The 24,432-nt window shown below is 63.5% G+C and carries 20 protein-coding genes and 1 riboswitch; of the genes, 6 read left to right on the top strand and 14 right to left on the bottom strand.

The genetic code is table 11. The annotated features are described in order from the left end of the window. Nucleotides 1-196: 196 nt before the first annotated feature. Nucleotides 197-1,195 (bottom strand): thiamine ABC transporter substrate binding subunit, encoded by a 999-nt coding sequence (thiB, locus tag FJ946_RS27760; protein ID WP_140566890.1) that lies wholly within the window; start codon nucleotides 1,193-1,195, stop codon nucleotides 197-199. Nucleotides 1,196-1,237: 42 nt separating this feature from the next. After that, a riboswitch (TPP riboswitch) is annotated at nucleotides 1,238-1,353 on the bottom strand. Nucleotides 1,354-1,441: 88 nt separating this feature from the next. On the opposite strand from thiB, the gene FJ946_RS27755 reads away from it, so the two are divergent. Genes FJ946_RS27755 through FJ946_RS27740 form a run of 4 tightly spaced genes read left to right on the top strand, consistent with a single transcriptional unit; the run spans nucleotide 1,442 to nucleotide 4,504 of the window. Then, the gene (locus tag FJ946_RS27755; RefSeq protein WP_140566887.1) at nucleotides 1,442-2,086 is read left to right on the top strand and encodes a thiamine diphosphokinase; all 645 of its coding nucleotides are present in this window, start codon (nucleotides 1,442-1,444) and stop codon (nucleotides 2,084-2,086) included. Nucleotide 2,087: 1 nt separating this feature from the next. Then, nucleotides 2,088-3,905, top strand: coding sequence for an ABC-F family ATP-binding cassette domain-containing protein (locus tag FJ946_RS27750; protein ID WP_140566884.1), 1,818 nt, complete (start codon nucleotides 2,088-2,090; stop codon nucleotides 3,903-3,905). Nucleotides 3,906-3,962: 57 nt separating this feature from the next. Continuing rightward, nucleotides 3,963-4,205: a type II toxin-antitoxin system CcdA family antitoxin gene (locus FJ946_RS27745; RefSeq protein ID WP_140566882.1), complete on the top strand. Its 243-nt coding sequence runs from the start codon at nucleotides 3,963-3,965 to the stop codon at nucleotides 4,203-4,205. Beyond that, nucleotides 4,205-4,504 carry a CcdB family protein gene (locus tag FJ946_RS27740; RefSeq protein WP_140566879.1) on the top strand — a complete coding sequence of 100 codons (300 nt, stop codon included), beginning with the start codon at nucleotides 4,205-4,207 and terminating at the stop codon, nucleotides 4,502-4,504. The genes FJ946_RS27745 and FJ946_RS27740 overlap by 1 nt, the downstream gene beginning before the upstream one ends. Nucleotides 4,505-4,521: 17 nt before the next feature. On the opposite strand, the gene FJ946_RS27735 is transcribed toward FJ946_RS27740, so the two are convergent. Both FJ946_RS27735 and FJ946_RS27730 read right to left on the bottom strand, forming a co-directional pair. Further along, a complete protein-coding gene (locus FJ946_RS27735; RefSeq protein WP_140566876.1) occupies nucleotides 4,522-6,207 on the bottom strand; it encodes a hypothetical protein in 1,686 nt (561 codons plus the stop codon). A 74-nt stretch (nucleotides 6,208-6,281) separates the two neighbouring features. After that, a complete protein-coding gene (locus FJ946_RS27730; protein ID WP_140493285.1) occupies nucleotides 6,282-7,580 on the bottom strand; it encodes an adenylosuccinate synthase in 1,299 nt (432 codons plus the stop codon). Between the two features lie 214 nt (nucleotides 7,581-7,794). Here FJ946_RS27730 and FJ946_RS27725 point away from each other — a divergent pair, with 214 nt between their 5' ends. After that, a complete protein-coding gene (locus FJ946_RS27725) occupies nucleotides 7,795-8,697 on the top strand; it encodes a DMT family transporter (RefSeq protein ID WP_140566874.1) in 903 nt (300 codons plus the stop codon). A 141-nt stretch (nucleotides 8,698-8,838) separates the two neighbouring features. On the opposite strand, the gene serA is transcribed toward FJ946_RS27725, so the two are convergent. The 5 genes from serA to glmM all read right to left on the bottom strand — a co-directional run bounded on the left by serA (nucleotide 8,839) and on the right by glmM (nucleotide 15,359). Beyond that, complete coding sequence (serA, locus tag FJ946_RS27720) at nucleotides 8,839-10,437, bottom strand: phosphoglycerate dehydrogenase (protein WP_140566871.1); 1,599 nt, start codon at nucleotides 10,435-10,437, stop codon at nucleotides 8,839-8,841. A 162-nt stretch (nucleotides 10,438-10,599) separates the two neighbouring features. Beyond that, nucleotides 10,600-11,775 carry a phosphoserine transaminase gene (locus tag FJ946_RS27715; protein ID WP_140566868.1) on the bottom strand — a complete coding sequence of 392 codons (1,176 nt, stop codon included), beginning with the start codon at nucleotides 11,773-11,775 and terminating at the stop codon, nucleotides 10,600-10,602. A gap of 202 nt (nucleotides 11,776-11,977) precedes the next feature. Beyond that, the gene (locus FJ946_RS27710; protein WP_140493272.1) at nucleotides 11,978-12,742 is read right to left on the bottom strand and encodes an outer membrane protein; all 765 of its coding nucleotides are present in this window, start codon (nucleotides 12,740-12,742) and stop codon (nucleotides 11,978-11,980) included. 183 nt (nucleotides 12,743-12,925) lie between these two features. Further along, the gene (locus FJ946_RS27705) at nucleotides 12,926-13,759 is read right to left on the bottom strand and encodes an outer membrane protein (RefSeq protein ID WP_140493269.1); all 834 of its coding nucleotides are present in this window, start codon (nucleotides 13,757-13,759) and stop codon (nucleotides 12,926-12,928) included. A 247-nt stretch (nucleotides 13,760-14,006) separates the two neighbouring features. Beyond that, the gene (gene glmM, locus FJ946_RS27700) at nucleotides 14,007-15,359 is read right to left on the bottom strand and encodes a phosphoglucosamine mutase (RefSeq protein WP_140493266.1); all 1,353 of its coding nucleotides are present in this window, start codon (nucleotides 15,357-15,359) and stop codon (nucleotides 14,007-14,009) included. Between the two features lie 368 nt (nucleotides 15,360-15,727). On the opposite strand from glmM, the gene FJ946_RS27695 reads away from it, so the two are divergent. Continuing rightward, entirely contained in the window at nucleotides 15,728-16,594 is an 867-nt protein-coding gene (locus FJ946_RS27695) for a hypothetical protein (protein WP_140566866.1), read from the top strand. A 482-nt stretch (nucleotides 16,595-17,076) separates the two neighbouring features. Here the strand turns inward: FJ946_RS27695 and ftsH are convergent, their stop codons facing one another. The 6 genes from ftsH to tolB all read right to left on the bottom strand — a co-directional run bounded on the left by ftsH (nucleotide 17,077) and on the right by tolB (nucleotide 24,406). Beyond that, entirely contained in the window at nucleotides 17,077-19,002 is a 1,926-nt protein-coding gene (gene ftsH, locus FJ946_RS27690; RefSeq protein ID WP_140493260.1) for an ATP-dependent zinc metalloprotease FtsH, read from the bottom strand. A gap of 131 nt (nucleotides 19,003-19,133) precedes the next feature. Then, nucleotides 19,134-20,492, bottom strand: coding sequence for a tRNA lysidine(34) synthetase TilS (gene tilS, locus FJ946_RS27685; RefSeq protein WP_140566863.1), 1,359 nt, complete (start codon nucleotides 20,490-20,492; stop codon nucleotides 19,134-19,136). 58 nt (nucleotides 20,493-20,550) lie between these two features. Next, on the bottom strand, nucleotides 20,551-21,672 hold the full coding sequence (ybgF, locus tag FJ946_RS27680; protein WP_140566860.1) for a tol-pal system protein YbgF: 1,122 nt from the start codon (nucleotides 21,670-21,672) through the stop codon (nucleotides 20,551-20,553). A 212-nt stretch (nucleotides 21,673-21,884) separates the two neighbouring features. Next, nucleotides 21,885-22,391 (bottom strand): peptidoglycan-associated lipoprotein Pal, encoded by a 507-nt coding sequence (gene pal, locus FJ946_RS27675; RefSeq protein WP_140493251.1) that lies wholly within the window; start codon nucleotides 22,389-22,391, stop codon nucleotides 21,885-21,887. A gap of 289 nt (nucleotides 22,392-22,680) precedes the next feature. Continuing rightward, a complete protein-coding gene (locus FJ946_RS27670) occupies nucleotides 22,681-23,058 on the bottom strand; it encodes a four helix bundle protein (protein WP_140554922.1) in 378 nt (125 codons plus the stop codon). 37 nt (nucleotides 23,059-23,095) lie between these two features. Further along, nucleotides 23,096-24,406, bottom strand: a complete 1,311-nt coding sequence (gene tolB, locus FJ946_RS27665) for a Tol-Pal system beta propeller repeat protein TolB (protein WP_140566857.1) — start codon at nucleotides 24,404-24,406, stop codon at nucleotides 23,096-23,098. Between the last annotated feature and the right edge of the window lie 26 nt (nucleotides 24,407-24,432).

Raw genomic sequence — 24,432 nt, 5'->3', positions numbered from 1 at the left:
TCGCGCCCCCCTCTGTCCTGCCGGACATCTCCCCCACTTGGGGAGAGATTGGCTGCTTCAGCGCTCCACCCTCTCCTGTGACGTCGCCAATTGGCGAAAGCCGTCGTGACGGCCAATCTCCCCCCTCGTGGGGGAGATGTCCGGCAGGACAGTGGGGGGCGCTGTAGAGCACTCATCATCCGATCATACGACCAAACTACTTGCTCATCACCGCCAGCCATTCATCCACCCATGCCTTGCGGTTGGCCGCGACCTCCTCGGGACTGAACAGCAAGGTTTTGGTCGGTTTGACCAGTCTGTCGAAGGCCGGATTGAGCGGCTTGTCGGTCTTGCCGGCCGGGAACATCCAGTTGGTCTCGGGGATGGCATCCTGGAATTTCGGGCCCGTCATGAAGGCGATGAACTTTTCCGCCAGCGGATTTTTGACTCCCGTCGTGGTGATGCCGGCGACCTCGATCTGCAGATATTCGCCCTCCTCGAACGAAGCGGCCTGGTAGCGCTCGGTGTTCTCGGCAACCATGTGGTAGGCGGGCGAGGTCGTGTAGGACAACACCATCGGCGCCTCGCCCTTGGTGAACAGGCCGTAGGCCTCGCTCCAGCCCGGCGTCACGGTCAAGACCTTCGCCTTGAGCTTGGCCCAGGCCTCCGGCGCCTTGTCGCCATAGACCGACTTCACCCACAACAGCAGGCCGAGGCCCGGCGTCGAGGTGCGAGGATCCTGGATGACGATCTTGTCGTCGGCACTGCCCTCGACCAATTCCTTCAGGCTCTTGGGCGGCGTCTTCAGCTTCTGCGTGTCATAGATGACGGCGAAATAACCATAGTCGTACGGGACAAAGATGTCGTCGTTCCAGCCGCCCGGCACATTGAGCCCGGTCACGGCGCCATGCGGCGCAAACAGGCCAGTGGCCTTGGCATCGGCGGTGAGATTGGTGTCGAGGCCAAGCACGATGTCGGCCTTGGTCGCGGCCCCTTCCAGCTTGACGCGGTTGAGCAGCGCGACGCCGTCGGCAACCGAGACGAAGTCGACATCGCAGCCGCATTCGGCCTCGAATTCCTTCTTCACCACCGGGCCGGGGCCCCAGTCGGCGGTAAAGCTCTCATAAGTGTAGACGGTGAGCTTGTCCTTGGCTAAGGCCGGCCCGGACAGAACCACGACCATTGCAGAGACAAGGGCGTATAAAAGCGTGCGCATCGGCGCCTCCTTCGTTCGGGTTAAAGGAATTGAGGCGTCGGACTGTCCGAAACGTCTAATCCCTCCGCCGGTACAAACCGGATCAGGTTCAGCGGGTTGGCGAGACTGCCTCTCAGCCGGTCCGCGAAATATCGCGTCCGGCACCCCGTTAGAGCGCCTCGACACATAGGCCCGGCCGGTGAACCGCGCAAGTGGCTGTTTGCCGGCCTTCCGTTTCCGCTGTCGGGCTGGTAAGGGCCACACGATATGAGCACATTCACCATCCTGCTTGGCGGCGATCTCATCCGCACGCCACGGCTCGACCGTCAGGTCGAGGGAACCCGCGTCATCGCCGCCGATGCCGGCATCGGCCATGCAAGCACGCTCGGCCTTGTGCCGGAACTGTGGGTCGGCGATTTCGATTCCGTGCCCGCCGGCCTGCCGGATGAGTTGGCCGCCGTGCCGCGCCGAACCTTCCCGGCAGAGAAGGACGCCACCGATGGCGAACTCGCGATATCGGCCGCCCTGGAGCGCGGCGCGACCAGCCTCGTGCTTGCCGGCGCCTTCGGCGGCAAGCGCGCCGACCATGCCTTCCTGCACATGGCGCTCGCCCTGCGGCTGGCCGGGGCCGGGACAAAGGTGCTGTTGACCAGCGGCGCGCAGGAAGGCGTGCCCCTGGCGCACGGCACGGTCCGCTTCGACTATACAGACGGCACCCTGTTCTCGATCCTGGGTTTTTCCGAGCTTGCCGGGCTGACCGTCGCCGGCGCGAAATGGCCGCTTGACCGCGTCAAGGTCGCGTTCGGCTCATCGCTGACCATCTCTAATGAGGTCAAGGGCAGGCTCGAGATCGCGCTGGGAGCGGGCCGCGCGCTGCTGCTCGCCCATCCCTATCCCTTGCCAGAAAGCTGACATGGCGCCGCCTCTTCTCAATCTCGACGGAATAAAACTGACGTTCGGCGGCACGCCCCTGCTCGACGGCGCCGACTTGGCTGCGTCGGCAGGCGACAAGATCGCGCTGGTCGGCCGCAACGGGTCCGGCAAGTCGACGCTGCTCAAGATCGCCGCCGGCCTGATCGAGCCGCAGGACGGCGAGGTGTTCCGCCAGCCATCGGCGACCGTCCGCTATCTGCCGCAAATGCCCGACATGGACGGGTTCGCAACCGTGCGCGCCTATGTCGAGGCCGGGCTCGGTCCCGCCGACGATCCTTATCGCGCCAGCTACCTGATGGAGCATCTCGGCCTCTCGGGCGAGGAGCAGCCGGGCGACCTCTCCGGCGGCGAGGCCAGGCGCGCCGCCCTTGCCCGCGTCATGGCGCCGGAGCCCGATATCCTGCTGCTCGATGAGCCGACCAACCATCTCGATCTCTCGGTGATCGAATGGCTGGAAGAGGAGCTCGTCCGCACCTCCTCGGCCCTCATCGTCATCTCGCACGACCGCCGTTTCCTCGAGCGCGTCTCGCGCGCCACCGTGTGGCTCGATCGGGGCCAGACGCGCCGGCTGGATAAGGGCTTCGGCCATTTCGAGGAATGGCGCGACCAGGTGCTTGAGGAAGAAGAGCGCGAACAGCACAAGCTCGGCCGCCAGATCGTGCGCGAGGAACACTGGCTGCGCTATGGCGTGACGGCGCGGCGCAAGCGCAACATGCGCCGCCTGGGCGAATTGCAGACCATGCGCCAGCGTTTTCGCGGCCATCGCGGCGCCGAAGGCACCGCGACCATGGTGGCCAGCGACGCCGCCGAATCCGGCAAGCTGGTGATCGAGGCCAGGAACATCGAGAAGAGCTTTGGCGACCTCACCGTGGTCAAGGGGTTCTCGACCCGCATCCAACGCGGCGATCGCGTCGGCCTCGTCGGGCCGAACGGCGCCGGCAAGACGACGCTTCTGAAGATGCTGACCGGAGAATTGCAGCCGGATGCCGGTTCGGTGCGGCTCGGCACCAATCTGGAGATCGCCACGCTCGACCAGAAGCGCGAGGCGGTCGATCCGCAGGAGACGCTGGCTCAGTATCTCACCGACGGGCGCGGCGAGAACCTTGTCATCAATGGCGAGCAGCGCCACGTCGTCTCCTACATGAAGGATTTCCTGTTCAAACCGGAACAGGCGCGCACGCCGGTGCGCGAGCTGTCCGGCGGCGAACGGGCACGGCTGATCCTTGCGCGCGTGCTGGCCCGGCCGGCGAACTTGCTGGTGCTCGATGAGCCGACCAACGATCTCGACATGGAAACGCTGGAGTTGCTGCAGGAACTGGTCGCCGGCTTTGCCGGTACGGTCATCCTGGTCAGCCACGACCGCGATTTCCTCGACCGCACCGTGACCAGCGTGATCGCGCCGGACGGCGGCGGCCGCTGGGTCGAATATGCCGGCGGCTATTCCGACATGCTGGCGCAGCGCGGCGGCACCAGGCTCGACGACCGCAAGGCGCGGGCGAAGGCGGATGCAAGCGAGGCGCCGACGGCGAAGGCGGACAGCCCCACCGCCAAAGCCCCGGCAAAAAAACTCTCGTTCAAGCAGAAATTCGCGCTGGAATCGCTGCCCAAGAAGATCGAGGCGGTGACAGCCTCGATCTCGCGGCTGGAGAACAACATCGCCGATCCGGCCTATTACGAGCGCGATCCGGCCTCGTTCCAGAAGACCATCGCCGCCCTCGACAAGGAGCGCGCGACGCTGGCGGCACTGGAGGAAGAGTGGCTCGAACTGGAGATGTTGCGCGAGGAAATGGAGGGGTGAGCATTGCATGCGCTACGTTATGCGTCTATATTATGCGCATAAAATAGGGCTCTCTCCGTGCTTCAATCGACGCCAAAGCCTCAGCGAAAGTCGGTCAACACATCCATTGACGCTCAGCTGATCAACGACGCCAAGGCGTTGGGCATCAATCTCTCCCGCGCCGCCGAGGCGGGTATCGCGAAGGCCATCGCGGTGGAAAAAACGCGTCGGTGGCAAGAAGAGAACAAGGAAGCGATCGAAAGCTCGAACGCTTATGTCGAGCGTAACGGGTTGCCATTGGCCAAACGCCGGCTGTTTTGATGGCACGCTACGATCTTTATCGGAATAGCGACGGCAACGGTTATCTTCTCGATGTCCAGTCCGACCTTCTTGAGCGGCTGAGCACGAGAGTGGTCATTCCACTGATGCCGCCTGATATAGCCCCGGTTCCTGGCCGCCGACTGAACCCGACCTTCCCTATAGATGGCAAGGATCATGTAATGGTCACCCAGTTCATGTCGGCCTTGACGGCCTCCGAATTGCTGGATGCCGAGGGGAATCTCTCCAGGCATCACGACGACATCGTCGCCGCAATCGACATGCTGTTCCAAGGTTTCTGACCGAAGTCGACTTTATCTCAGCCCGCCGTCTTCGCCTGCCAAGCCTTGATCGCCTCGTCGAACACCTTCTCGCCGGGAATGCCTTTTTCCATCGTCAGCAACGCTCGTCGTCCGGTCTTGTAGACGACCGGCACGTCGATCCAGTCCTGTCCCCGAAGCAAGGTCAGGTTGGCGTCCTCGTCGGCCTTGGTATCGTTGAGCGCGACGAGGAAGAAGCCGTCGGCGATCTTGGCCGGAATGCCGATCAGCGGGCTGCCGGCATCCTGCTCGGAACTCTTCATGGCCACGCGCAGGATGTTGTCGACGCCGCCGCCCTCGAACCCGTCGGGCGTCAGGAAGATCATCTCGATGATGTGGCTGGCCGGCAGAGTCTGGTCAGTGTTGCGGCGAATGGTCATGCGCAACTGGATGTCCTTGCCGGGAATGGTCGCCTCGGCGCGGATCGCCGGCTCAGGCGGCAGGTCGCCGCCGGGCGATTCCTGCACCAGCGACCAGACGATGTTGCCCGGCTCGGCCGAACCCTGCGCGGTGCTGGTGCGCTCCTCATAGAAGATCGCCTTCTGGCCGACCGGCAGAGAGGTTTGCGTCGGCGCACCGGCAGGCGAGGGCGGCGTGGCGGCGTTGTCAGCCGGCGCCGCGGGTGCGGTCCCATTGGCGGGTGGCGCCGCCGGCGCAGCGCCCGGTGCAGGGGGCGTGGTCCCGGCGGGCGCGCCTGCGGCCGGCGTGCCTCCTGCCGGAGCCGACAAGGCCGGGGTGGTCGTGGCTGAAGGCGGCGTCGTCAGCGCCGCGACGGACTCGCCCTCGCCCACGCCGCTCTGTCCGCCGGCCGGGCCAGGATCGACCTCGCTTCCTTGCGGCGTCAGTCTTTGAGTGAACTTCGGTGTCCCTTCGGGCTCGGCACCGCTAGCCGCAGGTGCCGGGGGCGTTGCCGCCGCATCGCTCGCCGGCTTGGCGGGTGTCGATTTGACCGGCTCGGTCGTCGCGACCTTGCTGCCGCCGCCCAGACCCAGCATCTTGCCGAAGGCATCCTTGTTCAGCCAGATGCCATAGCCGCCGCCGGCAATGACCAGCAACGCAACGGCAGCGGCAATCAGCCCGCCATAGCTGCGCTTGCGTTCAGCCGGACGCAAGCGCTGGAAAGTGTCGGCGACCGCAGCCTCTTCGTCGCTCGCAAAGACATCGGCATGCTCGTCGTCCTGACCCACATCCATGCCAGGCTGAGCCCTGTCGTCGAACTCCGGGGCCGGCTGCACCGGTACGGGCTTTTGCCAGTTCGGCTCGACCTCGGCGGCGGGCGATGCAGGCCTGGAGATGTCGGGCTCCGGAGCGGGGGGCGGCGGCTTGTAGGGTTCAGCCTTCGAGGCAGGCGCTGCCGGCCAGGCCGGCTCCGCCTTTACCGGCTGTTTGGTATGGTTCGACTGGTTCTTGTTGCGATCGATGGAGGAAAATATGTGCTCCAGTTCGGCAAGCGGATCGGTCTCCGGCACGCTTTTGGCATATTCGCGCTCGAGCCTCGATATGGCGTCTTCCAGGCCGCGCTTCTGCCTTTCGGCTTCCGACGGCGAAAGCGGCGGCTCGCGCTCGGCAATCTTCTTTGCAATCGTCGAGCGCGCTTTGTCGTAGACTTTGGCCCGCAGCTCCGGCGTAGGATCGCCAAAATTGTTTATCGTATCCCTCAGAGCAGAAACGAAATCTTTCGCCATGCGTCAGTCGACCTGTATTGTGCTCCGGGCCGGCCTCCGCAAATCAGCCGCAACGCCCGGAAAGGCTTGAGAAACTAGTCTTGAAACGGATCGGTCACAAGTATCGTGTCGTCCCGCTCCGGGCTGGTGGAGAGGAGCGCGACCGGCGCGCCGATCAACTCCTCGATATGGCGGACATATTTGACGGCCTGGGCCGGAAGGTCGTTCCAGCTGCGCGCGCCGGCGGTGGTGCCTTTCCACCCCTCCAGCGTCTCGTAGATTGGCTCGACGCGGGCCTGCGCGCCCTGGCTGGCGGGTAGATAGTCGATCGTCTCGCCGTCGAGGCGGTAGCCGGTACAGACCTTGATCTCGTCCAGCCCGTCAAGCACATCGAGCTTGGTCAGGGCGATGCCCTTGATGCCGTTGACGGCGACGGCCTGGCGCACCAGCACCGCGTCGAACCAGCCGCAGCGGCGCTTGCGGCCGGTGACGACGCCGAATTCATGGCCGCGCGTGCCGAGGAATTCACCGATCTCGTTCTGCTGCTCGGTCGGGAACGGACCTTCGCCTACGCGCGTCGTATAGGCCTTGGTGATGCCAAGCACATAGCCGATGGCGCCCGGGCCCACGCCGGCACCGGCTGCCGCCTGGCCGGCGACGGTGTTGGACGAGGTGACAAACGGATAGGTGCCATGATCGATGTCGAGCAGCGTGCCTTGCGCGCCCTCGAACAGGATGCGCTCGCCGGCCCGGCGCTTGTCGTCGAGCACCTTCCAGACCCGGTCCATGTAGGGCAGGATTTCGCCGGCGACCGAGGTCAGCTCTTGCATGACCGCGTCATGCGTGGCTTCGGCATGGCCAAGGCCGCGACGCAGTGCATTGTGATGCGTCAACAGCCTGTCGACCTTCAAGGGTAGTGTTTCCAAATCCGCCAGATCCATCACCCGCACCGCGCGCCGGCCCACCTTGTCCTCATAGGCGGGGCCGATACCGCGGCGGGTCGTGCCAATCTTGGTCCCGGAATTTGAGGCGGCGTCCTCGCGGAAGCCGTCCAGTTCCCGGTGCAGGGACAGGATAAGCGCTGTGTTTTCGGCTATTTTCAGGCGCTCCGGCGTTACCTCGACGCCTTGCCCCTTGAGCTTCGCCACTTCGGCGACGAATGCGTGCGGATCGAAGACGACGCCATTACCGATGATGGACAGCTTGCCCTGCCGCACGACGCCCGACGGCAACAGCGACAGCTTGTAGACCTTGCCGTCGACGACCAGCGTGTGGCCGGCATTGTGGCCGCCCTGGAAACGCACCACGACATCGGCGCGCTCCGACAGCCAGTCGACGATCTTGCCCTTGCCTTCGTCACCCCATTGCGAGCCGACGACCACCACATTGGCCATGTTTCTTTTCCTTCGAGGCGCCGCCGCGCGGCTTGGATACGGTTCGAAACGACAGGCCTCTATAACGTCAAGAGCAGGCCGATGCGACCTTTCTTTGCCGCCGAAAATGGGCTGAGGCACAACAATTTTCAGCTTTGACATCATTTACTTGTCCAGGCGCGGGCAATAGGCCGGCGGGCACGCCCCATTCACCTCCTCCCCGCTGCGACCCGCCATGCACCGAAGCCCCTACATGTTCCTGCTGCTCACCACCTTGCTGTGGGGCGGCAACTCGGTGGCCGGCAAGCTGGCGGTCGATCACGTCTCACCGATGACGCTGGTCTTCCTGCGCTGGGTGTTGGCGGTGGCGATCCTGCTGCCGATCGGCTGGAATGCGCTGAAAAGAGATTGGCCCGTCGTGCGCAGGCACTGGTTCGTGCTCGCCGCACTTGGCGCCAGCGGCTTCACCTTGTTCAACACGATCTTCTATACGGCGCTCAATTACACGACCGCGATCAACGTTTCGATCGAGCAGGCGGCGATGCCTATCCTGATCATCGTAGCCAATTTCATCTTCTTCCGCCTCCGCGTGAACTGGGCGCAGATCGCCGGCGTGGTACTGACGATCTTCGGCGTCATCCTGACCGCCTGCCACGGCGATCCGCGCCGGCTGTTGACATTGGAGCTCAATTTCGGCGACGCCATCATGCTGGTCGCGGTCATTCTCTACAGTGGCTATTCGGTCGGGTTGCGGCTGAAGCCGGCCATGCAATGGCAGAGCCTGATGCTGGCCATGTCGCTCGCCGCGCTCATCACCTCGCTGCCGTTCTTCCTATGGGAAATCGTGGCCGGCAAGGTCATCGTTCCCGACGCGCGCGGCTGGGCGGTGATCGTCTATACCGCGATCGGCGCCTCGGTCGTCTCGCAGATATTCTACATCAGGGGCAATGAGCTGATCGGCGCCAACCGGGCCGGCCTGTTCATCAACCTCGTGCCGATCTTCGGCACCCTGCTTTCGGTGCTGATCGTCGGCGAGACATTCCAGCTCTACCAGGCGTTGGCGCTCGTCCTCGTGCTGGGCGGCATCGCGCTTGCCGAATATAGCGGCCGCAAGGCAGCCATGCCGAGGCGCCAGTAAACTCACTTCGCGCCCCGATCGTCAGCCTTGAGGAGAGCGTCGGCTCGCCCGGCAATTCGCAGGACTACTGCAATTCCTTGCGCACCGCCGCCACGTCGTCGGACGAGACTGCCGGGGCGGCATTGCCCCAGCAGACAAGCCCTACACGCTGCCGACGTCGAACTGCAGCCGCTTGGCCGAATCGATCGATTTGTGCGCCCGCACCTGCTCCAGCACTTTTTCCGGAAACGGTGCGTCGAGATAGAGCAGCGCGATGGCATCGCCCCCCGGCCGGTTGCGGCCGAGCTGGAAGTTAGCGATGTTGACGCCGTTCTCGCCGCACACCGTGCCGAGCAGGCCGATAATGCCCGGCGCGTCGGCATTGGTCGTGTAGAGCATGTGCTGGCCGACCTCGGCATCGAGATTGATGCCCTTGATCTGTATGAAGCGCGGCTTGCCGTCGGAAAAACAGGTGCCGGCGATCGAGCGCGTCATATGCTCGGTCTTGACCGTCAGCTTGATATAGCCGTCGAACACGCCCGATTTGTCGCGCTTGACCTCGGCGACGATGATGCCGCGCTCCTTCACCATGATCGGCGCCGACACCATGTTGACGTCGGCTACCTGCGGCCTGATCAGCCCGGCAAGGGCCGCGCTGATCAGCGCGCGCGTATTCATCGTCGCGGTCGAGCCGTCGAACAGGATTTCCACCTCCTTGATCGGGTCCTCGGTGACCTGGCCGACAAAGGCGCCAAGCACTTCGGCGAGCTTGACGAAGGGTTTGAGCCGCGGCGCTTCCTCCGCGGTGATCGACGGCATGTTGATGGCATTGGAGACGGCGCCCTTGATCAGGTAGTCGGCCATCTGTTCGGCGACCTGCAGCGCGACGTTCTCTTGCGCCTCCGCCGTCGAGGCGCCGAGATGGGGGGTGGCCACCACATTCTCCATGCCGAACAATGCGTTCTGTTCGGCCGGCTCGGCCTCGAACACGTCGATGCCGGCGCCGGCCACTTTGCCGCTCTTCAGCGCCGCCACCAGGTCGGCTTCGACGACCAGCCCGCCACGGGCGCAGTTGATGATGCGCACGCCGTCCTTCATTTTGGCGATCGCGGCGGCATCGATGATGTTGCGCGTCTTGTCGGTCAACGGCGTGTGCAGCGTGATGAAGTCCGCGCGGGCGAAGAGCTCGTCCAGTTCAACCTTGTCGACGCCGAGTTCCTCGGCGCGTTTGTCCGACAGGAACGGATCGAAGGCGACGACATGCATCTTCAGGCCGACGCCGCGCGTGGCGACGATCGAGCCGATATTGCCGCAGCCGATGACGCCGAGCGTCTTGCCGGTGATCTCGACGCCCATGAAGCGGTTCTTTTCCCATTTGCCTGCATGCGTCGAGGCGTTGGCTTCCGGGATCTGGCGGGCGAGCGCGAAGATCATTGCTACCGCATGCTCGGCCGTCGTGATCGAATTGCCGAACGGCGTGTTCATCACGATAATGCCCTTGCGGCTGGCTGCCGGTATGTCGACATTGTCGACGCCGATGCCGGCCCGGCCGACGACCTTGAGCCTGGTGGCGGCATTGATCAGCTTCTCGGTAACCTTGGTCGCCGAGCGGATGGCGAGGCCGTCATACTGGTCAATCACTTCAAGCAGCTTCTCCTTGTCCTTGCCGATATCTGGAAGATAGTCGACCTCTACGCCGCGATCCCTGAAGATCTGAACGGCGGTGGTGGAAAGTTTATCCGAGACGAGAACGCGAGGCATGGGATTGGTCCTTGTTGCTTACCCCACACCCGCTTTCGCTTCGCTCAGGCGCCTTCTCCAGGGGGGGAGAATGTGAGGCGCCGATCCTTCTCCCCTTGTGGGAGAAGGTGGCCGCGAAGCGGCCGGATGAGGGGTATTCCAGAAAATGATACCGTTCGAGTTTCAGGCCGCTGCTTTCAGCGACGCCTTCTGGCCGGCGAAGGCCCAGTCGAGCCAGGGCATCAGCGCTTCGAGATCGGAGGTCTCGACCGTTGCGCCGCACCAGATGCGCAGGCCGGGCGGCGCGTCGCGATAGGAACCGATGTCATAGGCGACACCTTCCTTGTCGAGCGCTGAAACCAGACCCTTGGCGAAGGCCGCCTGTGCGTCGGCGTCGAGTGCAGCGACTTGCCCGTCGGTGAAGGACAGGCAGACGGACGTGTTCGACCGCGTCGCCGGCTCTACGGCGAGATGGCCAAGCCAGGAGGATTTCGCGACGAAACGGTCGAGCACCGCGGCATTGGCGTCGGCCCTGGCGACCAGCGCATCGAGGCCGCCGATCGATTTCGCCCAGCTGAGGGCGTCGAGATAGTCCTCGACGCACAGCATCGATGGCGTGTTGATGGTTTCGCCCTTGAAGATGCCTTCGATCAATTTGCCGCCCGAGGTCAGGCGGAAGATCTTCGGTAGCGGCCATGCAGGCTTATAGCTCTCCAGCCGCTCGACCGCGCGGGGCGACAGGATCAGCATGCCATGCGCGCCTTCGCCGCCCAGCACCTTCTGCCAGGAGAAGGTCACGACATCGAGTTTCTCGAAATCGAGCTTCTGCGCGAAGGCGGCCGATGTCGCGTCGCAGATGGCCAGACCCTTGCGATCGGCCGGGATGAAATCGCCGTTCGGCACGCGCACGCCCGAGGTCGTGCCGTTCCAGGTGAAGACCACGTCGCGGTCGAAATCGATCTTGCCGAGATCCGGCAGTTCGCCGTAACCGGCCTCGAGCTTGCGCACATCGGCAAGCTTCAACTGCTTGACCACGTCGGTGATCCAGCCGGAGCCGAAACTCTCCCAGGCGACCATGTCGACGCCGCGCTCGCCCAGCAGCGACCAGAGTGCCATCTCGACGGCGCCTGTATCGGACGCCGGCACGATGCCGATGCGGTAGTCGGCAGGAACCTGGAGAATTTCGCGCGTCAGCGCGATCGCCTGTTCGAGCTTGGTCTTGCCGATCTTGGCGCGATGGGAACGGCCGAGCGCGGCAGCTTTCAGCGCCTCGACCGACCAGCCGGGACGTTTCGCGCAGGGACCTGAGGAAAAATTGGGGTTTGCCGGACGGAGTCCGGGCTTCGTATGCGTCGTCATCGTGGTCTATCCTTCCAGATAGTGGCCCCTCGTTGGGGAGGGGTGGCCCACGGACGGCGATATGCGCTCGGGCTTCGGGCGTCAAGGGGAAAGTTTTTGTCGCGGGCAGGATATCGGCGATCCGCAATCAGGATCTCGTGAGCTTCAAACGCAAACGGCGGACCGAAGAGATCCGCCGCCAGGGTTCATGTATGCCAGCCTGCTACCAGAGATCGTAGCGTAGCCCGAGCTTAACCTGATGATTGCTGATTCCCTTGTGGACCGGAAACGAGGTCAGGCTCTCGGCCGTCACATATTCGGCGTCGGGCGCCGAGAAATACTGATAGCCGAGATCGACGGAAACATTCTTCGACACCTGATAGGCAAGGCCGGCATTCAGCGTGTAAGCGAAGGAATACTTGGTCTTGTCGTCACTCAGGCCGAAGTCGTCGGTTGGATCGCCATTGTCGGTGAAATAGCTCGCCGAGAGCTTGTGCGTGCTCCTGACGATGCCGATGCCGGCGCCGAGATAGGGTGTTATGCCGACATAGGTACCAAGGTCGACATAGCCGTTGAGCATGCCTGAAAAGGCATAGTTCTTCAGGGACGCCGACGCTAGGGTCGCCTCTGCCGCGGTCGCTGAATCGTCATAGCCAATGCCGATCTTGTTGCCGGGCAGGTAACCCAGATTGAGATCGGCACGCAGATAATCGTTGAAGTGGTAGCCGAAGCCGATGCTGGCGAAGACCGGGTCTTCCTCGTTGTCGAAGCTCGCCGGCGTGAAGGCGAAATCCTCATTCTTGAAGCTCTTCTCTACCAGGTAGGAGACATCGCCGCGCAGATACCAGCCCGAGCCGACCTCGACCGGCACGTAGTCGGGCGCCTGGTCGACATAGACCGGGGGATCATAGTCGGCGGCCAGCGCAGGCGTCAGCGGCATGATGGCGAATGTGGCAAGCACCGGCGCCATACGCGATGTGAGTTTCATGATCCCCTGCTCCCGATTTCGGCGCCACCAGACGGCAGCCATCGTTTCAGGAAGCATTGTTAACCATAGTGGTTAAGTCGGGGTTAAGGCTAACAGAGCGTTAGCGAATGATTTCGGGCAGGCAGACAAGCGAAAACCGCCCGGCTGATGCCGGGCGGTTTCGGACCGTTGGATGGTCGGATGTTACTTGGTGTAGATCGGCTCGGGTTCGGGCTGATAGGCCACCGTCGGCGCGGCGCAACCGTTGTTGCCGCCGAACTGGTACCGCAGGCCGCCGCGCACCTCATGCGTGTCGATGCCGCGGTCGAAGCCCGGCCCGGCGCTGCTGATATCCCACTCGAACATGCGGCCGCCCTGGATGTGGCTGTAGCGATAGCCCGCGTCCAGGATCAGCTTGTCGGTCAGGCAGTAGGAAGCGCCGGCCATGAGCGCGTAGGCAAAGCGCCAGCTTTTCGCACCGGGGTTGAACTCGGTGGTGTTCGGGTCCCTGACATCGTCCCATCTGACATGCGCGCCGCCGATGCCGGCGCCGACATAGGGCGTGATGCCGTGATAGGTGCCGAGATCGACATAGGCGTTGGCCAGCAGCAGCAAGGCGCTCATTTTCGACACTTCGGTCGACGTCGAGAAAGCGTCCGAGGTTCCGCCGTCGAAGTTCGACTTGAACCAGTAATCGGCGGTCAAATCCGTACGAAAATGATCGTTGATCTTGTAGCCGACGCCGGCGCCGAGCGAGAAGCCGCCCTTGAGCTTGCCGAAATCGAAGCTCCTGTCGCCGGGAATGACGTTACAATTACAGGGATCGATGGTGTAGGTCGTGTAATCGATGCCGCGCACTTTCGACTTGTGGTAGTCGAGATCGCCGCGAATGTACCAGCCGCCGACATCGACTGGCTGCTCGTATACCGGCGGCGGCGCCTCTTCGACCACCGGCTCCGGAAGGTCGGCCGCGAACACCGGCCATGCCAGGCCCGCGAACAGCGCGGCGAACAGGGCCTTTCTTGCTGTATTGAACATGCTTGTCACCCCTAGAAACCCTCGGAACAGCGGTCGCGTCCGAATGAGATTGGCTTTCAGGCGTGGATAATGAATTGCAAAGGTTAAAAGGCATTTAACCCTGTCTATTAACCACGAATCTCGAGCATTTGAGGAATTCGGATGGTTCCACGTGTCTCGAACCAGTTTCGCAGGCAAACAAAAGCCCGCCGGACGGGCGGGCTTCTAAGCAATCAGAGCGGCGTCGGCCCTCCGAATGCACCTGAGATCAGGCGGCGCTGCGTGTTTCCGAGATGACCTCAACGATGTCGTTGACGACGGCCTCGACCAGCTGCGGGTCGTCGCCCTCGGCCATGACACGGATCAGCGGCTCGGTGCCGGACGGCCGGATGACGAGCCGCCCCGCCTTGCCGAGGCGTTGACGGGCGTCCTCGATCGCAGCCTTGACCGGAGCTTCCTCGAGCGGCTTGCCGCCGGCGATGCGGACGTTCTTGAGGAGTTGCGGCACCGGCTCGAACTTCTTCGACAATTCGCTGACCGGCCGGCCCTGCCGCTTGATGCAGGCCAGCACCTGCAGCGCCGAAACCAGGCCGTCGCCCGTGGTCGAGAAGTCCGACAGCACGATGTGGCCCGACTGCTCGCCGCCGACATTGAGCCCGTGCGCGCGCATATGCTCGACGACATAGCGGTCGCCGACCTTGGTGCGGTGCAATTGCAGCTTCATGTCGCCGAGGAAGCGTTCGAGGCCGAGATTGGACATGACCGTCGAAACGACGCCACCGCCGGCAAGCCGCCCGCTCTGGTGCCAGGACTCGGCGATCATTGCCATGATCTGGTCGCCGTCGACGATCGCGCCGTTCTCGTCAACGATGACGACACGGTCGGCATCGCCGTCGAGCGCGATGCCGATGTCGGCGCGCACCTCGTGCACTTTCTTCTGCAGGCCTGCCGGATGGGTCGAGCCGCATTCCTTGTTGATGTTGAAGCCGTTGGGCTCGACATTGATGGCCACCACTTCGGCGCCCAGCTCCCAAAGCGCCTCGGGGGCAACCTTGTAGGCGGCGCCATTGGCGCAATCGACGACGATCCTCAAACCTGAAAGCGACATCGAACGCGGCAAGGTGCGCTTTGCAAACTCGATGTAGCGGTCATGCACGCCATCGACGCGCTTGGCGCGACCAAGTCCGTCGGAATCGGCGAGTGCCAGTTCGATATCCTTGTCCAGCATGCTCTCGATGCGCTCTTCGATCTCGTCGGAGAGCTTGTAGCCGTCGGGACCGAATAGCTTGATGCCATTGTCGTAATAAGGATTGTGCGAGGCCGAGATCATGACGCCGATATCGGCGCGCAGCGAACGCACCAACATGGCGACCGCCGGCGTCGGGATGGGGCCGAGCAGGAACACGTCCATGCCGGCGGCGCAGAGGCCCGCCACCATGGCGTTCTCGATCATGTAGCCGGAAAGTCTGGTGTCCTTGCCGAGCACCACACGGTGACGATGGCTGCCGCGCTGGAAGGACAGGCCGGCCGCCATGCCGACCCTCATCGCGATTTCCGCCGTCATTGGAAACTTGTTGGCGCGCCCGCGAATACCGTCCGTGCCGAAATAATTTCCTGCCATGCTAGTCAGTGTCCCCGGTGGTTCTTGCCCGGTACGTCATGCCATAATTGGCCGGCGCACTACGATCACATTTCGTGATTATCTGTTACCAATCCTTTAGAAAACCCTTGTTGTGCATTGCACACAGACTGGCGCAACCTAGCGTGATGGCGCTGCCTCGCCACAATATACCATGCCTGTGGACCATTCGACATGGATTTACCCACAAATTCTTGTCTTCCAGCCGGCAACAGGCAACGATTTCATCACCTTGCCGGCAGAAGCCGGGTTTCGGCGATGTATACGCCACTTAGCATCTGGCGCAACCGACCGTTGAGCGTTATTGATTTGCTGGGACGTATAATGGGCTGCTGCAACGGAGAAACGCTATGCTCATCCACCGACTTGCCACTTTGACCGGCCTTGCGGTCGCGACGTTATTCCTGGCCGCGCCAGCCAACGCGCTGACGATGGCCGAGTGCAGCACGAAGTATAACGCGGCCAAGGACGCGGGGACACTTGCCGGCCAGACCTGGAACCAGTTCCGCAAGGCGCAGTGCGGCACTGATGCCGCCGCGACAGCCAAGCCCGACGCCAAGGCAGCGGACACCAAGGCGGCCGATACGAAGCCGGCCAAGGCGACCAAGGCTGCGGCCGCCGCCGACGACGGAGCCAAAGGCCTGACCGCAAAGGAATGCAGCACCAAGTACCAGGCGGCCAAGGCCGCCGGCACGCTCAACGGCATGAAGTGGAACGACTTCCGCAAGAGCGAATGCGCCACCGGCGCGTCCGCTGCCGCCGGCGCATCCGCTGCCGTCGCCACCAAACCGGCGACCACCAAGGCGGCGACCACGGCTGCGGCGACCGACAGCTCGGGCAAGGGCCTGAGCATGGCCGACTGCAGCAGCAAGTACCAGGCTGCCAAGACCGCCAATACGCTCAACGGCATGAAGTGGAACGACTTCCGGAAGGCCGAATGCGGCGCCAGCGCCTCGGACGATGACACCGTCCCGGCTCCAACAGAGGCGACCTACACCAAGGAGCCGGCAAAGCCGACTGTCGCTGCGCCGAAGGGCGTGAGTTTCCCGACCGCAATCTCGCCGAAATTCGCCACCGAAACCCCGGCCAAGGCCCGCATGCATACCTGCCTCCAGCAGTACTATGCCAACAAGGACGCCAACACGCTTGGCGGCTTGAAGTGGATCCAGAAGGGCGGCGGCTTCTACAGCCTGTGCAATGCCAAGCTGAAGAGCTGAGCGACAGCACTATTTGAGGAAAGTAAGGCCCGCGAGCCGCAGGGTTCGCGGGCTTTTTTGCCCGCAGCTTCAGCAGGAATCCCCGCTGACGAGAGGCGCGTTGCCGGCGACGCTGCAAACTCCCCTCGTGGGGGAGATGGCCGGCAGGCCAGAGGGGGGGCACGAAGGATCGTTGCCTGCTCCGGCCAGGTTGCCTCGCATTCACGAAAAGCTGGGCGAGGGTGGCTCGAGGAATCGTCGAACGGCAAGAGAGATCCTCCCCCGCAGCCCGGAAGGCCTAACTCGATTTGTCGGCGGACGCTGCCCCCGCTGAGCTGCCCGTCATCTTCCACAAAGTGGGAAGATTGGCTGCTGCCACGCCGGCTTCCGCCAATCGCCTAGCCAACCTTGCAGGCGCAGGCCACGGAGAAACTCAGCAGCCTGCCCCAAACAAAAACGCCGCGGTCGAACCGCGGCGTTTCTCAATTTGTTCTTGGCCGAGTTCAGCTCGACGGCTGCGGTTCCATGCCGCCCTCGGGCTCGGGACCCTTTTTGCGGCGGCCCGACTTCGGCACGGCCGAACCACGGCTCGGCGGCGTGTCGTCGCCGAGATCGCGCGCGGGCTTCTCGCCGGCGATCAGCTGCTTGATCTCGTCGCCCGACAGCGTCTCGTATTCGAGCAGGCCCTGCGCCAGCGCGATCCATTCCTTCTTCTTCTTGGTCAGCACCGACCTCGCGGTCGAATAGGCCTCGTCGATCAGGCGCCGCACCTCGGCGTCGATGATCTGCGCGGTTTCTTCCGAGATGTTCTGCGTGCGCGCCACCGAATGGCCGAGGAACACTTCCTCCTGGTTGTCGCCATAAGCGACATGGCCGAGCTTGTCGGAAAAGCCCCAGCGCGTGACCATGGCGCGCGCCAGCTTGGTCGCTTGCTCGATATCGGAGGAAGCGCCCGACGTGATGTTCTCCTTGCCGAACTTGAACTCCTCGGCGACGCGGCCGCCCATCATGATGGCAAGCCGTGAGATCATGTACTTGTAGCTCATCGAATAGCGGTCGCCTTCCGGCAACTGCATGACCATGCCGAGCGCGCGGCCGCGCGGAATGATTGTCGCCTTGTGCAGCGGATCGGCCGACGGCACGTTGAGCGCCAGTATGGCGTGACCGGCCTCGTGATAGGCGGTCAACTCCTTCTCGGCCTGGGTCATGGCCGAGGAGCGGCGCTCGGCGCCCATCATGATCTTGTCCTTGGCGTCCTCGAACTCGGCCATGGTCACGAGGCGCTTGTTACGCCGCGCCGCCATCAGGGCGGCCTCGTTGACGAGGTTCATCAGATCGGCGCCGGAGAAGCCCGGCGTGCCGCGGGAGACGACCTTGAGGTCGACATTGGGCGCCAGCGGCACGTTGCGCACATGCACTTTCAGGATCTTCTCGCGTCCGACGATGTCGGGGTTCGGCACCACCACCTGGCGGTCGAAACGGCCGGGCCTCAGCAGCGCCGGGTCGAGCACGTCGGGCCGGTTGGTGGCGGCGATCAGGATGATGCTTTCGTTGGACTCGAAGCCGTCCATCTCGACCAGCAGCTGATTCAGCGTCTGCTCGCGCTCATCATTACCGCCGCCGAGACCCGCGCCGCGGTGACGGCCGACCGCGTCGATTTCGTCGATGAAGATGATGCAGGGCGCGTTCTTCTTGGCCTGGTCGAACATGTCGCGCACGCGGCTGGCGCCGACGCCGACGAACATCTCGACGAAGTCCGAACCCGAAATGGTGAAGAACGGCACGTTTGCCTCGCCGGCGACCGAGCGGGCGAGCAGCGTCTTGCCGGTTCCCGGAGGGCCGACCAAGAGCACGCCGCGCGGGATCTTGCCGCCGAGCCGCTGGAATTTCTGCGGATCGCGCAGGAACTCGACGATCTCCTCCAGGTCTTCCTTGGCCTCGTCGACGCCGGCGACGTCCTGGAAGGTGACGCGGCCATGCGCCTCGGTCAGAAGCTTGGCCTTCGACTTGCCGAAGCCCATGGCACGACCGGAGCCGGACTGCATCTGGCGCATGAAGAATATCCATACGCCGAGGATCAGGATCATCGGCAGCCACGAGATCAGGTACCCGAACAGCGAGTTTGAACCGTCGGTCTCCGGCCGCGCATTGATGGTGACGTTCTTGTCCTGCAGCCGCGAGACCAGCGACGGATCGCCGGGCGAATAGGTCTGGAAGCCGCTCGAATTGTCGGTGTAGGTGCCGGAGATGCGGGCGCCGGCGATGGTCACCGTCTTGACCCGGCCCGCCGCGACATCCTGCAGGAACTGCGAATAAGGTACATCGCTCGAAGCCCCACGCGTCTGCGGCGTCTGGAACAGATTGAAGAGGGCGATGAGCAGGACCGCTATGATCGCCCAGAGCGCGAGGTTGCGATAGTTCGGATTCATCAATTGTCCCGTTGGCGTCCACGCGGACACGCGTCGTGAGAGGAAACTTGAGCCTAACATAGGGAGAGCGCCCCCCCTTGCCAAGCAGAACAGCACGTGTGGGTTAAGCTTTCGCCCATGACCGACCGGCGCTATGGCCGCTTGAAAGGCAGGGCGGGAGGCAACGGTGCGCCGATCAATTCGGCGACGACCCGCGCCGGCGCCAGGTCGAAGGACGGCAGGAAACGGACAAAGGGGGCCACGACGGCCTGTGCCGTGAACCCCGGCGACGCCTGCCCACCCTGAGGCAGGCCAGGGTTTTCAACGGCTTGCCGCGATGCCGGCTCGCAGGCCAGCGCGGCGCGCACGAGGCTGCGCGGCGTCTCGCCTTCCGCGATTGCCAGACGCTTCGCCGCCGCTGCCCCGAACGGCGCGATCAACAATGCACTGCCGCCGTCGTCCAACGTGATGTTCCGGCGGCCGTCCCAGAGCAGCCCGCCGGTGGCCGCGACTACAGGCGGCAAGCCTCGCGTCTCGCGGCGCAGAAAGATGCCGGCGCGCCTGGAATCGACCACCGTCCGCGACAATGTGGCGCAAAGAAATCCAGCCTTCAGCCTACCGAACAGCGCCTCGCATCGCGCCTGGTCCGGCAGAAACGCAACGCCCCCGCTTATGGCGAGGAGGATGCGCAGCGCATAGACGGCCGCCGGATCGTCGCCGGCCGAAAGCAGGGTCGGATCGAGGCGGACAAGACCCGGCGCCGCCTGGCTGGCGAAGCGCGCGATTAAATCCGCGGCGCGGATGCCAAGCCGGCTGCGCGCCTCGCTCTCGCGCGCCGCCAGCGTCAATGCGTCATCGATGCGCTGCGCACCGTCAGCGCCGGCCAGTGCCGCGCGCATGCGCGGTCGCTCGAAGGCCGCGTCGGCATTGGTCGGGTCCTCGGCCCAGCCGACATGCTCGCGCCGCAGGAAGTTGCGCAAAGCCGCGCGCCGAATGCCAAGGAGCGGCCGCACGATCCATTCGTGCCAGTCGTGCAAGGTGACCGGCGCCATGCCGGCAAGGCCGCGCCCTTCCTCGCGGGCGCCCTTGCCTCGGACTAGCCGCATCAGCACCGTCTCGGCCTGGTCGTCCGCTGTATGACCGGTCACGATCAGGCCGAGGCCTTCCGCCCGCGCCGTCTCGGCCAGCAGCCGGTAACGCGCCTCCCGCGCGGCGGCCGGCAGCCCGGTCGACGGCTTGCGTCCGGACCAGGCGACGATGCGGTGCGCGATGGCGTGCGCGGCGCAAAGCCTGGCCACCGCTTCCGCTTCGGCCGCCGCGCCCTGCCGCAAACCGTGGTCGATCGTCACCGCCAGCAGCTTCGCGGACGGCGCGGTTCGGTCGAGATGTCGTTTGAGAAGGAGAAGTAGGGCGGTCGAGTCGCTGCCGCCGGATACGGCCGCAACGGCGCCGCTGGTAAAGTCGATGTGCGAAAAAAGGTCTTTCGAAAGATCAGGCTCGGTGTCGAGCATCAATGCATGTCGCCCGAACACGGCTCCGAGGGCAAGGCAACGGCAGGCAGGAGAAGGGCTAGCACGCCGCCAGGGCCTTTTCCTGCTTCACGCGCTCCTTGAGCGTGTTGGAAATGTCGGGGTAGCGCTTGCCGACCTCGCTGAAGGTGGCGCAGGCCACGTCGTGCTGCTTCAGGCCGACCAGCGACACGCCGAGCTTCAGCAGCATGTCGGGGGCCTTCTTGGCCTTGGGATAGTCCTTGCTGGCGGCGAGGAAGACCTCCGCGGCATCGCGATATTTCTGCTGGCCAAGCAGCGATTCGCCCAGCCAATAGTGCGCATCCGCCGTTTTCGCGTCACGGGGAAAACGCGCGATGTGGTCGCGAAAACCCTGTTCAGCGGTGCCGTAGTCGCCCGAAAGGATGAACTGGTAGGAGTTGCGGTAGAGCTCCTCGGGATCGTTCGTGGAAGGCAGCGCCGCAACCACCGTGCCGTCGGACTTGCCGCTCTTGGCCGGAGCGCCGGTGGCTGGAGCGACATCCTGCGCCGGTGGGGTCGCCTGCGTGCTGCCGCCGGCATCGACCACATTGCCGTTCTTGTCGACGGTGATGCTGCCGAAGGTCTTTTCGGGCGCTCCCGTTCCGGGGATCACCTTGCCCGGATCACCGTCAGAGGATTCGACGATGACGTCCTCGACGCTCTGGCCGCCGCCAGCCGACTGGCCGGCCGCTGCCCGATTGTCGGCCTCCGCGGGCGGTTGCGTGGCCGGCGCCTCGGCCACGCTGTCATCGCTGTCGGCGGGCGCGGCCTGTGACTTCTTCTGCCCGGCCGGCTGCTGCGCACCCTGCGTACCGCCTTCGAGCTGCTGGAAGCGGAACTCGTTGTCTTCCTGCTGTTTGCGGATCTGCTCCTGCATTTGCAGGATCTGGAAGTTCAGTTCCTCGATCTTGCCGTTCATCTGGCGCAGTTGGTCCTCGAGCCCGGTGGCGCCTGTGCCAGTCGACTGCTGCGCGAACTGAACCTGGTCCGACTTCTTCTTTTCGCTGAAAACGCCAGGCAACTCGATGCTGGGCAGATGGAACGAGAAGCCGCTGTCGGCTGGCTGTCCCGTGCCATCAGTCCCTAAGCCACCCGCCATCGCGGTGACGCCTGAAAGGAGAAGCAGCGCAAGCGTGCCGCTCAGAACTGATCTCAAATGCATATGCCTCTCGCCGTGTCGTTAGCTTGTTCGCGCCTTCCAATCGGTATGGGACCAGCCAAGCGCCCTCGGCTCATAGCAGGACGCGAGACTTCGGCCAAATTTTGTTTGAAGGGACCAAACATGAAAAAGGCGGCCTTTCAGCCGCCTTTCGCACACCTGTGTTGCATTTTTGTCGTCGTGTTTTTCGCGCGTCGCTCGACGCGCGAAAAATGTCAGGAACCGGCGCCGCTGAGCGTGGTGACCGCGCGGCGGTTCTGTGACCAGCAGGAGATGTCGTCGCAAACCGCGACCGGCCGTTCCTTGCCGTAGGAAATGGTCTTCAGGCGGTTGGCGGAGACGCCCTTGGAGACCAGGAAGTCGCGCGTGGCGGCGGCGCGGCGGGCACCGAGCGCCAAATTGTATTCGCGCGTGCCGCGTTCGTCGGCATGGCCTTCAACGACGATCGCATACTGCTTGTACTGGTTCAGCCACTGCGCCTGGCGCGACAGCGTCGTCTGGGCGTCGGCGCGGATCGAGGAGGAGTCCGTGTCGAAGAAGATGCGGTCGCCGATATTGACGGTGAAGTCCTGCGCCGATCCGGGCGTTGCGGCACCGGCGCCGTTGAGGCCGAGATCGGCGGCGCTGTTGGGCGTCTTCTTCGAAGCGCAACCGGCAATGGCGAGCATCGCCACCAGCGCGATCATGACGGGATTTCTGGTAAGTGCTGCGATACGGCTCATGCCGCCTCTCCTTCGCATTCGAGTGATTTCGTTGATCACCCAGTAACCACGTTTGGGTTAACCGGCATTCAAGAAACACGGTTAAAATTTGGTTTAGGCTGCCGTCCGCAGCCATTGCGCCCAACGCTTGACCAAGGGCGACATTGAGCGCGGACCGTAGGCGGAAATGCGGCTAAAACGCGACAAAGAGGTGGAAATGGAGAATTGAGGAATTGAAGAAATGAGGAATTGAGGAATTGAGGAATTGAGGAATTGAGGAATTGAGGAATTGAGGAATTGAGGAAAAGGGTCATTTCAACTTCTTCCTGAGATTCACCAGCATTCCATAGATATGGACATAGGATTGAAGCCATTCATCGCGCTGCGCGTGGGTGATGTAGCCAAGGTCGAACGCATACGAAATCCACGTCTCTACTTCGCTGCATGATCCCATGGCCATCGAAATGAAACGCGCAAATTCGGGCCTGGAATGGGTCTGTTTGGCAAATCCTTCAGCCAGATTGGCACAGATCGCCTTGCTGGATCGGCGCATTTGGTCAGCCAACGCGTATTGTTCCATTTTCGGAAAAACAAGCGTGGCCTTGTGGACGTCGAGGGAAACCCCATAAGCATGCCTATAGACATCCAAATCCTTCGCGCGCTTGATGTAGCCCGCTTCTCTCTCCATCCCTCAATTCTTCATTTCTTCATTTCTCCAATTCCTCTCACTCCAGCAGCGGCGACCAGGCCGGATCGGAGGCAAAGTTCGCGGTCGGGATCGACTGCTCGTTGCGGCCGGTGAGATCGACAGAAACCAGTTTCGGGCCGCCGGCGGAATCGCGGAAGAACATCAGCACGCGGCCGTTCGGCGCCCAGGTCGGTCCTTCCTGCTGGAAGCCGGATGACAGGATGCGCTCGCCCGAACCGTCGGTCTTCATAACGCCGATCTGGAATTCGCCGCCGGTCTGCTTGGTGAAGGCGATGAGATCGCCGCGCGGCGACCACACCGGCGTCGAATAGACCCCGTCCCCGAAGGAGATGCGGGTCTGGCCCGAACCGTCGGCGCCCATCACATAGATCTGCGCGCGTCCGCCGCGGTCGGAGGTGAACACCACCTTGCTGCCGTCGGGCGAATAGGAAGGCGAAGTGTCGATGGCGGTCGAGTTGGTGAGCCGGGTCGTCGAGCGGCTCCTGAGGTCCATGGCGAAGATGTTGGAATTGCCGTCGTCGCGCAGCAGGCTCATGATCACCTTCTGGCCATCCGGCGAAAAGCGCGGCGCAAACGTCATGCCCGGAAAATTGCCGACCAGTTCGCGCTGGCCGGTCTCGATCTGCAGGAGATACACCCGCGGCTGGCCGCTCTCATAGGACATGTAGGTGATTTCCTGCCGGTTCGGCGAGAAGCGCGGCGTCAAGACGATCGCCCTGCCGTCCGAGAGATAGCGCACATTGGCGCCGTCCTGGTCCATGATGGCGAGGCGCTTCTTGCGCGCATTCTTGGCGCCGGACTCGTCGATGAAAACGACGCGCGTGTCGAAATAGCCCTTCTCGCCGGTCAGCCGCTCGTAGATGGCGTCGGCGATGATGTGAGCGACGCGTCGTTGATTGGCGTCGTTGGCGAAGAATTGTTCGCCCGACATCTGCTGTCCCGCGAACGTGTCCCACAGCCGATACTGCGCGCGGATGCGCCCGTCGGCCTCCTTGCTGACGCTGCCGGTGACCAGAGCCTGGGCATTGATCACCTTCCAGTCGTCGAAGCGAGGCGCTGCGTCAGGATTGGCGATCTTCTCGATGAAGGCGCTTTTGTCGATCGGTGCGAACAGGCCCGAGCGCTTCAGGTCGGCGGTGACGATGCCGGAAATCTGCGCGCCAAGCCCATCGCCCGACTGGAAATCGGTGATGGCGATCGGCAGCGGCTCGACATTGCCCTTGTTGACGTTGATCTCGACGAGCGCCCACGCAGGCATGACGGCGCCGGCCATCGAGCCCAGCGCTATTGTCGCGACCATCAGGAGCGGCTTGAGGATGAATTTCATGTCTTCTCGCTTCTCTTCACTGATTC

This window comes from Mesorhizobium sp. B2-4-7 (genome assembly GCF_006442685.1).
Classification (GTDB): domain Bacteria; phylum Pseudomonadota; class Alphaproteobacteria; order Rhizobiales; family Rhizobiaceae; genus Mesorhizobium.
Note: the sequence above shows the minus strand (reverse complement) of the source record. Positions and strands in the feature narration are given on the sequence as shown.

What these genes read in the sequence shown, in the direction of transcription:
- thiB (WP_140566890.1), bottom strand. Translation starts at nt 1,195, where the DNA reads ATGCGCACGCTTTTATACGCCCTTGTCTCTGCAATGGTCGTGGTTCTG.
- FJ946_RS27755 (WP_140566887.1), top strand. Translation starts at nt 1,442, where the DNA reads ATGAGCACATTCACCATCCTGCTTGGCGGCGATCTCATCCGCACGCCA.
- FJ946_RS27750 (WP_140566884.1), top strand. Translation starts at nt 2,088, where the DNA reads ATGGCGCCGCCTCTTCTCAATCTCGACGGAATAAAACTGACGTTCGGC.
- FJ946_RS27740 (WP_140566879.1), top strand. Translation starts at nt 4,205, where the DNA reads ATGGCACGCTACGATCTTTATCGGAATAGCGACGGCAACGGTTATCTT.
- FJ946_RS27735 (WP_140566876.1), bottom strand. Translation starts at nt 6,207, where the DNA reads ATGGCGAAAGATTTCGTTTCTGCTCTGAGGGATACGATAAACAATTTT.
- FJ946_RS27730 (WP_140493285.1), bottom strand. Translation starts at nt 7,580, where the DNA reads ATGGCCAATGTGGTGGTCGTCGGCTCGCAATGGGGTGACGAAGGCAAG.
- FJ946_RS27725 (WP_140566874.1), top strand. Translation starts at nt 7,795, where the DNA reads ATGCACCGAAGCCCCTACATGTTCCTGCTGCTCACCACCTTGCTGTGG.
- serA (WP_140566871.1), bottom strand. Translation starts at nt 10,437, where the DNA reads ATGCCTCGCGTTCTCGTCTCGGATAAACTTTCCACCACCGCCGTTCAG.
- FJ946_RS27715 (WP_140566868.1), bottom strand. Translation starts at nt 11,775, where the DNA reads ATGACGACGCATACGAAGCCCGGACTCCGTCCGGCAAACCCCAATTTT.
- FJ946_RS27710 (WP_140493272.1), bottom strand. Translation starts at nt 12,742, where the DNA reads ATGAAACTCACATCGCGTATGGCGCCGGTGCTTGCCACATTCGCCATC.
- FJ946_RS27705 (WP_140493269.1), bottom strand. Translation starts at nt 13,759, where the DNA reads ATGTTCAATACAGCAAGAAAGGCCCTGTTCGCCGCGCTGTTCGCGGGC.
- glmM (WP_140493266.1), bottom strand. Translation starts at nt 15,359, where the DNA reads ATGGCAGGAAATTATTTCGGCACGGACGGTATTCGCGGGCGCGCCAAC.
- FJ946_RS27695 (WP_140566866.1), top strand. Translation starts at nt 15,728, where the DNA reads ATGCTCATCCACCGACTTGCCACTTTGACCGGCCTTGCGGTCGCGACG.
- ftsH (WP_140493260.1), bottom strand. Translation starts at nt 19,002, where the DNA reads ATGAATCCGAACTATCGCAACCTCGCGCTCTGGGCGATCATAGCGGTC.
- tilS (WP_140566863.1), bottom strand. Translation starts at nt 20,492, where the DNA reads ATGCTCGACACCGAGCCTGATCTTTCGAAAGACCTTTTTTCGCACATC.
- ybgF (WP_140566860.1), bottom strand. Translation starts at nt 21,672, where the DNA reads ATGCATTTGAGATCAGTTCTGAGCGGCACGCTTGCGCTGCTTCTCCTT.
- pal (WP_140493251.1), bottom strand. Translation starts at nt 22,391, where the DNA reads ATGAGCCGTATCGCAGCACTTACCAGAAATCCCGTCATGATCGCGCTG.
- FJ946_RS27670 (WP_140554922.1), bottom strand. Translation starts at nt 23,058, where the DNA reads ATGGAGAGAGAAGCGGGCTACATCAAGCGCGCGAAGGATTTGGATGTC.
- tolB (WP_140566857.1), bottom strand. Translation starts at nt 24,406, where the DNA reads ATGAAATTCATCCTCAAGCCGCTCCTGATGGTCGCGACAATAGCGCTG.